The sequence below is a fragment of the Actinomycetospora rhizophila genome (genome assembly GCF_042657905.1).
GTDB classification, from domain to species: domain Bacteria; phylum Actinomycetota; class Actinomycetes; order Mycobacteriales; family Pseudonocardiaceae; genus Actinomycetospora; species Actinomycetospora rhizophila.
The window spans coordinates 1-13128 of the sequence record NZ_JBHSKG010000031.1; the positions used below are offsets into that span (position 1 = coordinate 1).

Below are 13128 nucleotides of genomic sequence, written 5' to 3' on the forward strand. Positions count from 1 at the left end.
GACATCCGCGCCTGGATCAAGGCCTGGAACGACGACCCCAAGCCCTACGTCTGGACCAAGACCGCCGACGAGATCCTCGACAGCATCGCCAACTACTGCCGGCGAATTTCTGACTCAGGACACTAGGACGTCTCCCGCCGCGGGCGTCGTGCCGCCTCCCGCGCCGCCGCGTGTGCGTGCGCCTCGTCGAGGAGCCCCAGCACCTGCGGCCACGTCCGGTCCGGGTTGAGCACGCACACGAAGCCGTACGCGCCGTAGACCGGGTGCGGCATCAGCACGTCGAGTGCGGTGAGGTCGTGCTCGGCCAGGTCGGTGCGACCGCCGACGACCTCGGCCGCACGCTCCCGCGGCAGCCCGATGTTCAGGCGGAACACGCCGGGCCGGTCGAGGTCGGACGCCGTGTCGTGGGCGTCGGAGGTCACCACCGTGGCCCACCCGTTCCGGGGGCGCTGCTCGTAGGTGCCGTCCGGGTCGCAGATGGCGAAGACGTCCCCGTCCGCCTCGATGATCAGCGTGTCGGGGTGGCGGAGCGCGGCCGTCACGGTCTCGAGGTCCATGCCCGCAGACCAGCACGGTTCCGTGATCGTTCGTCCGTGGCGAGTGGCCCACATCACATCCGGGCGAGCGGCGACGACCCCGCCGTCGCTGGTGGCTCAACGGCCGGCGGAGCCGTCCCGACCGCCGGCCGTCGGCCAGCAGTGCCCAATCGTTTCCCGAACCGGGGCCCCTCCGAAACGGGGCGGGCGGCGTCACCTGCGTCCGGGTTGCGCCGCTGGTCGGCGCGGGTTCCTCAGCTCGTCAGCAGCAGCCCCCACCACACGGCGCAGTACGCGCCCCAGACCGCCCAGGCGGCGCCCGCCCACCGCCGATCCGCGCGCGCGACGCCGACGAGGGCGAGCGGCCGCCAGCGCGACGGCCACCGGGCCCGCGGTGGTCAGCAGGACCTGGCCGAGGGCGGTGCACGCGAGGGCTCCCGCACGACTGTCCGCCGTGAAGAACGGGGCGGTGCTCCAGCCCCACCAGCGCCCACCGAGCCGACCAGGACGATCATGTAGAGCGCCAGGCCCGCCCGACCCCGGTCGCCGGGCCCCGCTTGAGCGGCAGGTGCGGTCATGTCGGGCTCCTCGGGTCGGGTGACCTTCGGACGTCGGCACCGGCCGGTGATGTTCCCGCGCGGGGACGACGATCGCCGAGCGTTCCCTGCCGCTACCCTTCTCCCGGGCCCCCGTAGCTCAGGGGATAGAGCACGGCTCTCCTAAAGCCGGTGTCGCAGGTTCGAATCCTGCCGGGGGCGCTCGGGTCGTGCGGAACACCTCCATGCCGACGATGCGGCCTCGCCCCGCCGATCTGGCCCCCGCCGCGGTCGGCGCGAGCATCCCGGTGCGAGCGCGCACGCCGGCCCGGTCGGCGATCCTTGATGACTCGGATGCATCAACCGACCGAAAGATCGCTATTTCACGAATCAGGTGTGGTGGGTCCACGCTGCTCCGAGCCGGCGGCGACGTCGAGCCGGTCATCTGACATCGAACGGCGTCGCGGAGGACGACATGACCCGGACCGCGCCGGGCGGGGGCCTCGCCGACGCGCTCGCCGGCTGGAGCCCCGCCGCCCGTCACAGCGCACGAGTCGTCGATCCGTGGCCGGCGTCGGCGTTCACGGCCCTGCTCGACAGCACGCCTCCGTCCCTCGGGGCCGGTGACCCCCTGCCGCCCTTCTGGCACTGGTTCACCCTGCTCGATCACCCGGCGACCGCCGAGATCGGCGAGGACGGGCACCCCGTCGACGGGCCGTTCCTCCCCCCGATCCCGGGACGGCGACGCATGTTCGCGGGAGGGCGGCTCGAGCTCACCGGAGCGATCGACATCGGCGTGCGCCTCGACTGCCGCGAGTCGGTGGCCGACGTGACCGTGAAGGCCGGGCGCAGCGGTGAGATGGCGTTCGTGACGGTGCGCCGCGAGCTCGCGGCCGACGGCGAGCCCGTCGGCGTCGAGGAGCAGGACATCGTCTACCGCTCCGAGCCCGGCGACGCGCCGAGGCGCGAGCTCGCCCGCCCCGTCGACGACGGCGTCGAGCTGCCCGGGCCCTGGCGACGCGAGCTCGCCACCGACCCGGTCCTGCTGTCGCGCTTCAGCGCCCTGACCTACAACGGGCACCGCATCCACTACGACGCCCCGTACGCCACGGGCGTCGAGGGCTATCCGGACCTGGTGATCCACGGGCCCCTGCTGGCCCTGCTCGCCCTCGAGCTGCCCCGCCTCCACGCACCGGCGCAGACCGTGCGCACGGCCTCGTACCGGCTCGTCCGGCCCGCCTTCCACCCCGCGACCCTCGTCGCCGCCGGGGGTCCCACCGACACGGGTGCCGACGTCGCCGTCGCCGCCGCGGGCACCGCGCCGTCGCTCACCGCCTCCGTCCGGTTCCGCTGACCGGGCACGTCTCCGTCAGCCACCGCAGCAGCCCGAGAGGACACCCCGTCATGGCAGAGCTCGACTCCGAGGAGCAGGCCGTCGTCGACCTCGTCCGCGAGTTCGTGGACCGCGAGGTCAAGCCGCAGGTCCGCGAGATGGAGCACGCGAACTCCTACCCGGAGAAGTTCATCGAGCAGATGAAGGAGCTCGGCGTCTTCGGGCTCGCCATCCCCGAGCCCTGGGGCGAGGTCCCGGTCTCGATGCCCTGCTACGCCCTGGTCACCGCCGAGCTGGCCCGCGGCTGGATGAGCCTCGCGGGTGCGATGGGCGGCCACACGGTGGTCTCCAAGCTGATCGTCGAGTTCGGCACCCAGGAGCAGAAGGACCGCTACCTGCCCCGCCTCGCCACCGGGGAGCTCCGGGCGACGATGGCCCTCACCGAGCCCGGCGGCGGCTCGGACCTGCAGGCGATGACGACCCACGCGCGCCGCGACGGCGACGGCGACGGCTACGTCGTCAACGGTGCCAAGACCTGGATCACCAACGCGCGGCGCTCCGGGCTCATCGCCCTGATGTGCAAGACCGACCCGCAGGCCACCCCGAAGCACAAGGGCGTCTCGATCCTGCTCGTCGAGCACGGCCCGGGCCTGACCGTCTCGAAGGACCTGCCCAAGATGGGCTACAAGGGCGTCGAGTCCTGCGAGATCGTCTTCGAGGACCACCGCGCGCCCGCGGACGCGCTGCTCGGCGGCGTCGAGGGCAAGGGCTTCGCGCAGATGATGAAGGGCCTCGAGACCGGCCGCATCCAGGTCGCCTCCCGCGCGCTCGGCGTGGGCACCGCCGCGCTCGAGGACGCCCTGCGCTACGCCCAGGAGCGCGAGAGCTTCGGCAAGCCGATCTGGCAGCACCAGTCCATCGGCAACTACCTCGCCGACATGGCCACGAAGCTCACCGCGGCGCGCCAGCTGATCCTCCACGCCGCGCGGAAGTACGACGCCGGGCAGCGCTGCGACATGGAGGCCGGGATGGCCAAGCTCTTCACCTCCGAGGTCGCGATGGAGGTGGCGCTCGACGCCGTGCGCGTCCACGGCGGGTACGGCTACTCCACCGAGTTCGACGTCGAGCGTTACTTCCGCGACGCGCCGCTGATGATCGTCGGCGAGGGCACCAACGAGATCCAGCGCAACGTCATCGCCTCCCAGCTCGTCAAGCGCGGAGGTCTCGACCGCTGGTAACGGAGGCCATGCCGAGCCGGACGCGGCGGGATGATGACCCGGTGACGACGATCGACGACCTCGCGTGGTTCGTGACGCTCGCCGAGACCGGTCACGTGACGCGTGCCGCGGAGCAGCTCAACGTCTCGCAGCCGACGCTCTCCCGGGCCCTCGCGCGCCTCGAACGGCAGGTGGGGGCGCCCCTGTTCGACCGGATCCACAAGCGGCTCCGGCTCAACGAGTCCGGCCGGGTCCTGCTCGCACACGCGCGGCGCTCGCTCATGGAGCTGGACGTGGCCCGGGATCGCATCGCGACCCTGCGGGACCCCGACCGCGGGACGGTCCGGCTGGCCTTCCTGCACTCGGTCGCGAGCTGGCTCGCGCCGGAGGTCCTGCGGACCTTCCGCGCGGCGGCACCCGACGTCACCTTCGAGCTCACGCAGGCGGCCGGGCACGAGATCCTGGACCACCTCCGCGAGGGGCGTGTCGACGTCGCGCTCACCGCACCCCGTCCCGACGAGGAAGCGATCACCTGGTCCCCGCTCCGGCGCGAACAGCTCTGCCTCGCGGTCCCCGGCGGCCACGACCTCGCGGGGCGCGACGACATCGATCTCGCCGACGCCACCGACGAGCCGTTCGTCATGCTGCGCGAGCCGATCGGCCTGCGCCGGCAGACCGACGACCTGTGCGCGCGCGCCGGCATCACGCCGAGGATCGCCTTCGAGAGCACCGAGATCGGCACCCTCGAGGGGCTCGTCGCCGCGGGTCTCGGCGTGGCGATCGTGCCCGCCCCGCGCCCCCACCGCGCCGAGCCCGGCGTCGTCTACGTCCCGCTCACCGACGCCGCGGCCCACCGCGTCATCGGCCTGGCCTGGCCGCGCGACCGCCCGCGCTCCCCCGTCGTCGCGCGGTTCGCCGCGTTCGTCACCGCGGGTACGGGGTCCGCCGAGGGGAGCGCGGAGGGCTCGCGGGCGGCCGATCCGGGGTGACGGCTGTCGGCGAGCTCCCCGGTCGCCCGCTCAGCCCGCGACCGCGGGCACCACGAGCACGCGACCGCCGCGCGCGGCGGTGACGACGAGCTGCTCGCCGGCGAGGCAGACGTTCGTCGGGAAGGTGCGCTCGCCGAGGTCCAGACGTTCGTGCAGCTCGCCGGAGGGCGTGTAGACGAAGACGGCGTCGGCGGCGGGGGCCGCCGCGTAGAGCAGCCCGCGGGCGTCGAGCGCGAGCCCGTCCGGGCCCCCGTCGGGCAACCGCGGTCCCGTGTCGAGGGGCCGGAGCCGCCCGTCCTCCCACCGGTGCCGTCGGATCCGCTCCTCCTCCGTGTGCGCCAGCCACAGCGTCGCGGTGTCCCGGTCGAACGCCAGGCCGTTGGGGAAGTCCTGCTCGTCGAGCAGGGTCTCGCTCTCTCCCGTCGCGGGGTCGAGGGCGAGGAGACGGCCGTGGTCGGTGTCGCCGGGCGGTCCCGGGTCGGTGAACCAGAGGCGTCCGTCCGGGCCGACGACCAGGTCGTTGGGGGCCCGCGTGCCGGGTACCGGCAGGTCGAGGACCGTGCCGCCGACGATCCGTTGCAGCCCCGGCCGGGTCGGCCGCGACGAGCGGCTGGACGTCACCGCGCCGGCGTTCTGGGCGACCCAGACCGCGCCGTCATCGGTCTCGGCGAGCCCGTTGGGCCCGCCGCCGACCTCGACGGTCCCGCGGACGCCGCCGCGCTGGAGGTCGATCTCGACCACGAGGCCGCGGGACAGGGCGACCACGAGCAGCCGGCCGTCGCGGGTGATCAGGGGGCCTTCGGTGAACCCGATGCCCTCGGCGAGGACCGCCGGGGAGCGCGCCGCCGTCATCGCGTCCTCCTCGCGAGCTCGTCGCGCAGCAGCTGCTTGCTGACCTTGCCGGTGGCCGTCAGCGGGATCTCCCCGGTGGCGAGCAGCTCGATGCGCGACGGGACCTTGTAGCTGGCGGCGCGCTCGCGGATCCAGGCGACGAGCGCGTCGGGCAGGTCGGTCGCGGGACGGGAGGCCACCACCGCGGCCACCATCGTCTCGTCGCCGTCCTCGCCCGGCACGCCGACCACATAGGCCTCGGCGACGGCGGGGTGGGCGATCAGCAGGTCCTCCACCTCGACGGGCGCGATGTTGATGCCCTTGACCTTGAGCATCTCCTTGCGGCGCCCGACGACCCGCAGGCGCCCGTGCTCGTCCAGCTCCCCGAGGTCGCCGGTGCGCATCCATCCGCCGGGCCGGAACGTCCCCTCGTCCAGGTCGGCCCGTCCGAGGTAGCTGTCGATGACGCATCCGCGCAGCTCGATCTCCCCGGTCCCTCCCGCCGGCAGGACGGCGCCGTCGGGGTCGCAGATGCGCAGCTCCTGGGTCGGCAGGACCGTGCCGCTGGTGTGCAGGCGCACCTCGCGGTCGTCGTCGGCGTCGGACATCGCCGAGTGCCCGTACGCCTCGGAGAGCCCGTAGACGCTGCAGACGCGCTCGACGCCGAGCTCGTCGACGACCAGCCGCTTCTCCTCGGCGCTGAAGCCCGTGGTCCCGGTGCGCAGCGAGGAGATGTCGTGGTCGGCGAACGTGGGCGCGGCCAGGAGCAGCCGGGTGGTCGCGCCGAAGCCGTAGTAGACGGTGCAGCGCTCGCGGGCGATGAACGCCAGCGACCGGTCGCCGTCGAGACGCGACTCGAGGCACAGCGTCGCGCCGGCACCGACGGCGACGGGCAGGGCGTTGGAGCACCCGTAGCCGAAGAACATCGGTGCACCCAGCCAGATCCGGTCGTCCGGACGCAGGTGCAGGCGCCGGGCGATCTCGCGGGTGTTGGCCATCAGCTTGCCGTGCTCGAGGGGCACCGGCTTCGGGCGCGCGGTGCTGCCGCTGGTGAAGAGGATCAGCGCCACGTCGGTGGGCCCCGGACCCGGCAGCTCGACGGGCGGCGGGTCGGCGGCCAGGGGGAGGTCGTCGCCCTCACCCCACAGCAGGACGCCGTCCGACGGGCGGCGCGGGAACCCGGCGGACTCCAGCTCGGCCACGGTGTCGCGGCCGAACACGGCGCGGTCGGTGACCACGAGTGCCACGTCGGCCTCCGCGAGGACGTGTCCGAGCTCCGCGGCGCGGTACCAGGTGTTGAGCGGGACGACCGTCAGCCCGGCGCGGTGGGCCGCCAGCGCCGTCACCACCCAGCGCACCCCGTTGGGGAGCAGGACCGCGAGCCGGTCGCCCGGCCGCAGCCCGCGGCGGACGAGATCGGCGGCCAGGCGCGTGCTCCGGTCGCGCAGCGCGCCGTAGGTGACCCGGCCCTCGTCCCCGACGACGGCCTCCGCGCCGGGCGGCGCGAGGTCGACGGCGTCGACGAGGGTCCGCGCGGGGCCGTCGGCCACGGAGGACTCTCCGTGGGGACGCGTCACATCCGTGATCATTGATACTCCTTCGGGTCGGGGAGAGGCACCACACCTCCGGCCCGCGTCAGTCGCTGAGGACCCCGGAGCGCTTGAGCGCCGCGACGACCTGGTCGCCCTCGTGCTGCATGTGCTCCCGGTTGGTCCGGTCGGCCTCGCGCGCGTCGCCGGCCCGCAGGGCGGCGACGATCGCGGCGTGCTCCTCGTTGGCCTCGGCACTCGCCGCCGCCGGCAGGCTGTAGACCTCCCGGGGGAGGTTGCGCGACAGGTGGCGCAGCACCGAGAGGGTGCGGCGGCTGGCTCCCGTGTGGTTGATCAGCGAGTGGAACTCCCAGTTCAGGTCGTGCAGGAGCTCCGGGTCGTCGCTGCCCGCCATCCGTGCGTGCAGGTCCTCGAGGCGTTCCAGCACGGGTTCGGTGATCCGCCGGGCCGCGCCCGCCGCGGCGAGACCCTGCGCCATGCCGTAGATGCGGTAGTGGTCCTCGATGTCCTCGGCCCGGATCGGCACCACGTAGGTGCCCCGGTGCGGCTCGGAGGCCACGAGGCCGTCGGCCTCGAGCGAGATGAGTGCCTCGCGGACCGGCAGGCGGCTCACGCCGAGGTCCGCGGCGATGGTGTCCTGCGGGACGCGCTGACCGGCCGCGAGTGTCCCGTCGAAGATCATGCTGCGGATGTACTCCGCGACCTCGATGCCGCTGCGTCGCCGTTGGATCGTCGGCCGGCCCGCCCGGCGTCCCGTCACGTCCGCCTCCTGCTCTCGCCGTCGCGGATAACGTATCAGCGCGGAGGGCCCGGTCCCGGCCGCGCTCACGACGCCCCCACCCCGACCGCGACACCCCAGCGCCCGAGCACGTCCTCGGCCGGGTCGGTGGGCCGGGTCCGCAGGGGTGTCCCGGACAGCCGCGGCGCGGGCGCCGGTCCGGGGTGGCCGTCCGCGTCCCGCACGAGGGTGGCGCGGGCGGCGAGGTGCGGGTCTGCGGCGGCCTCGCGCATGCTGAGGACCGGCGTCACGCAGGCGTCGACGCGGTCGAACCGATCGGTCCACTCCGAGCGGGTGCGGGTGGCGAACGCCGCGGCCACGAGGCGCTTGACCTCGGGCCACCGTGCCCGATCCCACTGATCGCCCACGACCTGCGGGTCGAGCCCGAGGCCGTCGAGCACCCGGTGCCAGAACTGCGGCTCGATACTGCCGACGGCCATGTACTCGCCGTCGGCCGTCGCGTAGACGTCGTAGAACGGGGCGCCGGTGTCGATGTCGTTGGTCCCCGGCTCGCCCGGCCAGCGTCCCTGCGCGGCGCGGCTCCAGATCCCCGTCATCAGCAGGCTGACCCCGTCGACCATGGCGGCGTCGACGACCTGTCCCCGGCCGGTGCGGCCGCGCTCGAGCAGCGCAGCGAGCACGCCGAAGGCCAGCAGCATCCCCCCGCCGCCGTAGTCGCCGACCAGGTTGAGGGGCGGGACCGGCGCCTTGCCACGACGGGCGATCGAGCGCAGCGCGCCGGTGAGCGCCAGGTAGTTGATGTCGTGGCCGGGCTGGTGGGCGCGGGGGCCGTCCTGTCCCCAGCCGGTCATCCGGCCGTAGACCAGCCCGGCGTGGCACGACTCCGGGCCGAGGCCCAGACGCTCCATGACGCCCGGCCGGAACCCCTCGAGCAGGACGTCGGCCCGGGCGACGAGCCCCCGGGCGGTGGCGAGGTCGGCCCCGTCCTTGAGGTCGAGCCCGATCCACGGGCGGCCGCGCAGCAGCGCGCCCCCGTCGCCCGGGCCCCCGGGACGGTCGACGCGGACGACGTCGGCACCCGCGTCGGCGAGCAGCATGCTGGCGAACGGTGCCGGACCGAGGCCGCCGAACTCGACGACCCGGACACCTGTCAGCGGTCCGTTCATGATGTCCACCTCCGGTGGTGTCAGGCGGCGTAGGGGTCGGACACGCTGCGGCCGCCGCAGACGGGCAGCACCTGCCCGGTGACGTAGGTCGCGCCCGCGAGGAAGGCGACCGCGTCGGCGACGTCCTCGGGGCGCCCGGCACGGCCGACCGGGATCGCGTCGAGCGTGCGCCGCCGGATCTCCGGCGGGAGGGCGTCGGTCATCGCGGTGTCGACGAAGCCCGGCGCGAGCGCGTTCACGGTGATCCCGCGGGGCCCGAGCTCGAGGGCGAGGCTGCGGGTGGCGCCGACGAGCCCGCCCTTGGCGGTCGAGTACGCCGTCGACCCGAAGGTCCCCAGCCACGCGCGGGAGGCGAGGTTGACGACGGCGCCGCCGCCACGCCGGACCATCCCGGGCGCGGCCAGCCGCGTCAGAGCGAGGGGTCCGAGGAGGTTGACGGCCTGCAGGCGCCGGAACACGGCCGGATCGAGCTTCGCCAGCCGCGCGTCGCGCAGGACGCCCGCGCAGTTGACCAGCACGGCCGTCCCCCCGAGGTCGTCGCAGGCGGCGACGGCGGCGCGGCGGGAGGCGGCGTCGGCCACGTCGAGGACGAACCCGTGCGCGCCGGGGAGCGCCGCCGTGGTCGCCTCGACCGCGTCCGCGTCGAGGTCGGCCACGACGACGGTGTGGCCGGCGGTGGCCATCCGGGCGGCGATGGCGCGGCCGATGCCGCCCGCGCCGCCGGTCACGAGGGTGACGGGTGCGGTGTCGATCGTCGGGGCGCTCACGGTCGCAGCCTCCCCAGGTCGGTGCCCGCGGTCAGGTAGACCTCCTGGCCGGTGACGTCCGCGCCGGCGTCGCCGAGGAGGGCCTCCAGCCCCGCGGTCAGCGCCCGGATCGAGGGGGCGGCGGCGTCGACCGCGAGCACGTTGACCGTGACGCCGTCGCGCGCCAGCTCGATGGCGAGGGTGCGGGCCATCGAGAGCACGCCGTTGGTGACCGCCGAGGCCGCGACGCCGCCGGGGATCCCGAGGAGCGGGGCGTGGGGCAGCACGACCACCAGCCGCCCGCCCCCGCTGAAGGCGCCGGCGGCGCGCTGCACCTCCGCGAGGACGGCCACGAGGACGTCGCCGACGTCGCGGTCGAGGCGCTCGTCGTCGAGGTCGGCCAGGGGTGCCGGCGCCGGCACCCGCGGCACGATGCAGCAGGCGGGAGCGAGGCCGGGCGTGACGGCGGCGAGGGCCTCGCGCACGGCCGGGACGAGCGCTCCGTCCCCGCGCACCGCCGCGACCAGGTCGCGGCGGTCGTCGAGCATGCCGGTCATCGCGCCATCACCACGGTGGTCACCGAGCCCCCGTCCGTGCCGTTGACGGTGCCGCCCTTGCAGTAGGCGAGGCCCGTGCGGGCGTTCTCGACCTGGCGGCCGCCGGCGCTGCCGCGCAGCTGCCAGGTCAGCTCGCACACCTGGGCGGCACCGGTCGCGCCCACCGGGTGGCCGCGGGACAGCAGGCCGCCCGACGGGTTGACCGGGAGCCGGCCGCCCAGCGCGGTGTGACCGGCCGCGGTCCACGCGGCACCCTCGCCGCGCGGGACCAGCCCGAGGCCCTCCATCCGCACGATCTCGGCGATCGTGAAGCAGTCGTGCATCTCGACCAGGTCGACGTCGTCCGGGCCGACCCCCGACAGCGCCCAGGCCTGCTCCCCCGCCCGCCTCGACACGTCCTCGGCGTTGAGGTCCCCGAGACCCGTCTGGACCGAGCCGCTGACCAGGCCGACGCCCAGCACCCGCGGCGCCGGCCCGTCGATGCCGAGCCGGCGCAGGCCGGCCCGGCTGCACAGCAGGACCGCGGCGGCGCCGTCGGAGATCGGGCTGCAGTCGAGCAGCCCGAGCGGTTCGGCGATCGGGCGGGCGCCGAGGACCGTCGGGAGGTCGATCGGCTCCTGGTACTGCGCCCAGGGGTTGTGCACCGAGTGGGCGTGGTTCTTCACGGCGACCGCGGCGATCTGGTCGCGGGTCGCGCCGTGGTCGGCCATGTAGCGCCGGGCGCTCATCGCGTGCCCGGCGGCCATGACGTAGCCGACGGCCGCGTCGAGGTCGCCGGGGTCGGGCCGGACGCCGCCGGCGACGCGGTCGGTCATCTTCTCGACGCCGATCACCAGGGCCACGTCGTGCAGGCCGGCGGCCAGGGCCACCCACGCCTCGCGGATCGCGGTGGCGCCGCTCGCGCAGTAGTTCTCGTGGTTGGACACGGGGCGGCCGTCGAGGCCGAGCCGGGCGGCGACGCGCTGCCCCGCGACCGGCCCGCCGAAGACGTGGCCGACGTAGAGGCCGTCCACGGCGGCGAGGCCGGCCCCGGCGTCGTCGAGCGCCGTGCGGGCCGCCCGCACCGCCATGTCCTCGAGGGTGACCTCCGCCGGGTAGCGGCCGAAGCGGATCATGCCGACCCCGGCGACGTGGGCGGGCGCGAGCGTCATGCCGTCACCTCCGGCCCCGCGACGCGGAAGCGGTAGCCGAGCAGGGCGGCGCCGTCGTCCGCGGTGCCGAACGGGCAGGTCTCGAGCGTCACCGGCGCGTCCAGGACGACGTCCTCGGGCTCGGCGCTGACCACGGCGGCCATCAGCCGCACCCCGTCGGCCGGCAGGTCGACCTGCGCCAGGACGTAGGGCACCTCGAGCCCGGGCGGGGCCTGGCGGACGACCGTGAACGAGCAGATGCGGCCCTCCCCGCTCAGCGCGACGCGGTCGGGCTCGGCGCCGGAGCGGCACGCCGGACAGAAGCCGCGGGGCGGGAAGACGGTCGTGGCGCAGCGTGGGCAGCGCGAGCCGTGCAGCCGCGGGGGGTCGAGCGTGAGCAGGTCGGCCCGGAACGGGCGGTCGACCGCGACGGGGGTGGACATCGGTCCCTCCTGGGATCGGGGCTCGCCCTCGGCGAGCCATCCGCAAACTAAATCCTTGATACAAGTTTGTCACCATGCGATGGTGGGCGAGGTCACCGAGCCGCCCGCAACGGCAGCTCCAGTGCTTGTCGCACCGTTGACCACCCCGACCGAGCCACCGACTCCCGGGTTCGCGTCCTGACCAGATGTATCAAAGATACGAGGAGGAGACCGTGAAGACCCGCGCCGCCGTCCTGACCGGACCGCACACGCCGTTCGAGATCGTCGAGCTCGAGCTCGACGAGCCGGGCGCGCACGAGGTGCTGCTGAAGATGTCCGCGTCGGGCCTGTGCCACTCCGACCTGCACATGGTCGACGGCGACAACGTCGTCCGCTTCCCGATCGTCGGCGGGCACGAGGCCGCCGGCATCGTCGAGCAGGTCGGTTCGGCCGTCACGAAGGTCGCGCCCGGCGACCACGTGGTCTGCAGCTTCACCCCGGCCTGCGGCACCTGCCGCTACTGCTCCACCGGCCGCCAGAACCTGTGCGACATGGGCGCCACGATCCTCGAGGGCAGCATGCCCGACGGCACCTTCCGCATGCGCCACGAGCGCCTCGGCGAGGTCGGCGCCTTCTGCATGCTCGGGTCGTTCTCCGAGTACGCCACGGTCTCCGACGCCTCCTGCGTCAAGGTCGACCCGTGGCTGCCCCTCGACTCGGCGGTCCTCGTGGGCTGCGGCGTCCCCACCGGCTGGGGCACCGCCGTCAACGCCGGCGGCGTCCGTCCCGGCGACACCACCGTCGTCTACGGCGTCGGCGGCGTCGGGATGAACGCGGTCCAGGGCGCCGTCCACGCCGGCGCCAAGTACATCGTCGCCGTCGACCCCGTCGAGTTCAAGCGGCGGACCGCCCTCGAGTTCGGGGCCACCCACGTCTTCGCCGACGCCGCCGAGGCGGCCGCAGCGGTGAAGGAACTGACCTGGGGCGAGGGCGCCGACCAGGCGCTGTGCGTCGTCGGGGTCATGGACGAGCAGGTGGTCGGCGACGCCTTCGACGTCGTCGGCAAGGGCGGCACCGTGGTGATCACCGGGGTGGCGAACCCCGAGAAGCTCACCGTGCACCTGTCCGGCTCGGCGATGGTCTACAACCAGAAGACCGTCAAGGGCACGCTGTTCGGTTCCTCGAACCCGCAGTACGACATCGTGCGGCTGCTGCGTCTCTACGACGCCGGTCGGCTCAAGCTCGACGAGCTCGTCACCAGCCGCTACACGCTCGACCAGGTCAACGACGGCTACCAGGACCTCCGCGACGGCAAGATCATCCGCGGCGTCCTCGACTTCAGCAAGTGAGCAGCGGGGAGGACCACGGCAGCGGCG

At 74.3% G+C, this 13128-nt stretch carries 13 protein-coding genes, 1 tRNA gene and 1 pseudogene; 6 read left to right on the forward strand and 9 right to left on the reverse strand.

Going from position 1 to position 13128, the window contains the following annotated elements; translation table 11 throughout:
* Window positions 1-126, forward strand: a pseudogene (locus tag ACFPK1_RS32300) (IS630 family transposase); the annotation flags it as partial.
* Here ACFPK1_RS32300 and ACFPK1_RS32305 read toward each other — a convergent pair.
* Entirely contained in the window at window positions 123-557 is a 435-nt protein-coding gene (locus ACFPK1_RS32305) for a DUF6194 family protein (RefSeq protein WP_378025031.1), read from the reverse strand. The pseudogene ACFPK1_RS32300 and the gene ACFPK1_RS32305 overlap by 4 nt on opposite strands.
* A gap of 664 nt (window positions 558-1221) precedes the next feature.
* Between ACFPK1_RS32305 and ACFPK1_RS32310 the strand changes: the two genes are divergently transcribed.
* The 4 genes from ACFPK1_RS32310 (at window position 1222) to ACFPK1_RS32325 (ending at window position 4611) form a co-directional block, all read left to right on the forward strand.
* Window positions 1222-1294 (forward strand) — tRNA-Arg (locus ACFPK1_RS32310).
* 253 nt (window positions 1295-1547) lie between these two features.
* On the forward strand, window positions 1548-2426 hold the full coding sequence (locus ACFPK1_RS32315) for an HTD2 family dehydratase (protein ID WP_378025032.1): 879 nt from the start codon (window positions 1548-1550) through the stop codon (window positions 2424-2426).
* Between the two features lie 50 nt (window positions 2427-2476).
* A complete protein-coding gene (locus tag ACFPK1_RS32320; protein ID WP_378025033.1) occupies window positions 2477-3643 on the forward strand; it encodes an acyl-CoA dehydrogenase family protein in 1167 nt (388 codons plus the stop codon).
* Between the two features lie 41 nt (window positions 3644-3684).
* Complete coding sequence (locus ACFPK1_RS32325) at window positions 3685-4611, forward strand: LysR family transcriptional regulator (RefSeq protein ID WP_378025034.1); 927 nt, start codon at window positions 3685-3687, stop codon at window positions 4609-4611.
* A gap of 30 nt (window positions 4612-4641) precedes the next feature.
* Here the strand turns inward: ACFPK1_RS32325 and ACFPK1_RS32330 are convergent, their stop codons facing one another.
* The 8 genes from ACFPK1_RS32330 to ACFPK1_RS32365 form a co-directional block, all read right to left on the reverse strand.
* A complete protein-coding gene (locus tag ACFPK1_RS32330) occupies window positions 4642-5463 on the reverse strand; it encodes an SMP-30/gluconolactonase/LRE family protein (protein ID WP_378025035.1) in 822 nt (273 codons plus the stop codon).
* Window positions 5460-6992, reverse strand: coding sequence for a class I adenylate-forming enzyme family protein (locus ACFPK1_RS32335; RefSeq protein ID WP_378025036.1), 1533 nt, complete (start codon window positions 6990-6992; stop codon window positions 5460-5462). Before ACFPK1_RS32335 ends, ACFPK1_RS32330 begins: the two co-directional genes overlap by 4 nt.
* A gap of 85 nt (window positions 6993-7077) precedes the next feature.
* Window positions 7078-7752 (reverse strand): GntR family transcriptional regulator, encoded by a 675-nt coding sequence (locus ACFPK1_RS32340; protein WP_378025037.1) that lies wholly within the window; start codon window positions 7750-7752, stop codon window positions 7078-7080.
* A gap of 65 nt (window positions 7753-7817) precedes the next feature.
* Complete coding sequence (locus ACFPK1_RS32345) at window positions 7818-8897, reverse strand: CaiB/BaiF CoA transferase family protein (RefSeq protein WP_378025038.1); 1080 nt, start codon at window positions 8895-8897, stop codon at window positions 7818-7820.
* 20 nt (window positions 8898-8917) lie between these two features.
* On the reverse strand, window positions 8918-9664 hold the full coding sequence (locus ACFPK1_RS32350) for an SDR family oxidoreductase (RefSeq protein ID WP_378025039.1): 747 nt from the start codon (window positions 9662-9664) through the stop codon (window positions 8918-8920).
* Window positions 9661-10200 (reverse strand): hypothetical protein, encoded by a 540-nt coding sequence (locus tag ACFPK1_RS32355; RefSeq protein WP_378025040.1) that lies wholly within the window; start codon window positions 10198-10200, stop codon window positions 9661-9663. The genes ACFPK1_RS32350 and ACFPK1_RS32355 overlap by 4 nt, the downstream gene beginning before the upstream one ends.
* Window positions 10197-11351, reverse strand: a complete 1155-nt coding sequence (locus tag ACFPK1_RS32360; RefSeq protein WP_378025041.1) for a thiolase family protein — start codon at window positions 11349-11351, stop codon at window positions 10197-10199. The genes ACFPK1_RS32355 and ACFPK1_RS32360 overlap by 4 nt, the downstream gene beginning before the upstream one ends.
* The gene (locus tag ACFPK1_RS32365; RefSeq protein WP_378025042.1) at window positions 11348-11773 is read right to left on the reverse strand and encodes a Zn-ribbon domain-containing OB-fold protein; all 426 of its coding nucleotides are present in this window, start codon (window positions 11771-11773) and stop codon (window positions 11348-11350) included. The genes ACFPK1_RS32360 and ACFPK1_RS32365 overlap by 4 nt, the downstream gene beginning before the upstream one ends.
* Window positions 11774-11985: 212 nt before the next feature.
* Here ACFPK1_RS32365 and ACFPK1_RS32370 point away from each other — a divergent pair, with 212 nt between their 5' ends.
* Window positions 11986-13101, forward strand: coding sequence for an NDMA-dependent alcohol dehydrogenase (locus ACFPK1_RS32370; RefSeq protein ID WP_378025043.1), 1116 nt, complete (start codon window positions 11986-11988; stop codon window positions 13099-13101).
* Window positions 13102-13128: the final 27 nt, after the last annotated feature.

Coding starts and splice junctions, on each gene's coding strand:
- ACFPK1_RS32360 (WP_378025041.1), bottom strand. CDS start 11,351: ATGACGCTCGCGCCCGCCCACGTCGCCGGGGTCGGCATGATCCGCTTC.
- ACFPK1_RS32330 (WP_378025035.1), bottom strand. CDS start 5,463: ATGACGGCGGCGCGCTCCCCGGCGGTCCTCGCCGAGGGCATCGGGTTC.
- ACFPK1_RS32345 (WP_378025038.1), bottom strand. CDS start 8,897: ATGAACGGACCGCTGACAGGTGTCCGGGTCGTCGAGTTCGGCGGCCTC.
- ACFPK1_RS32320 (WP_378025033.1), top strand. CDS start 2,477: ATGGCAGAGCTCGACTCCGAGGAGCAGGCCGTCGTCGACCTCGTCCGC.
- ACFPK1_RS32305 (WP_378025031.1), bottom strand. CDS start 557: ATGGACCTCGAGACCGTGACGGCCGCGCTCCGCCACCCCGACACGCTG.
- ACFPK1_RS32365 (WP_378025042.1), bottom strand. CDS start 11,773: ATGTCCACCCCCGTCGCGGTCGACCGCCCGTTCCGGGCCGACCTGCTC.
- ACFPK1_RS32355 (WP_378025040.1), bottom strand. CDS start 10,200: ATGACCGGCATGCTCGACGACCGCCGCGACCTGGTCGCGGCGGTGCGC.
- ACFPK1_RS32315 (WP_378025032.1), top strand. CDS start 1,548: ATGACCCGGACCGCGCCGGGCGGGGGCCTCGCCGACGCGCTCGCCGGC.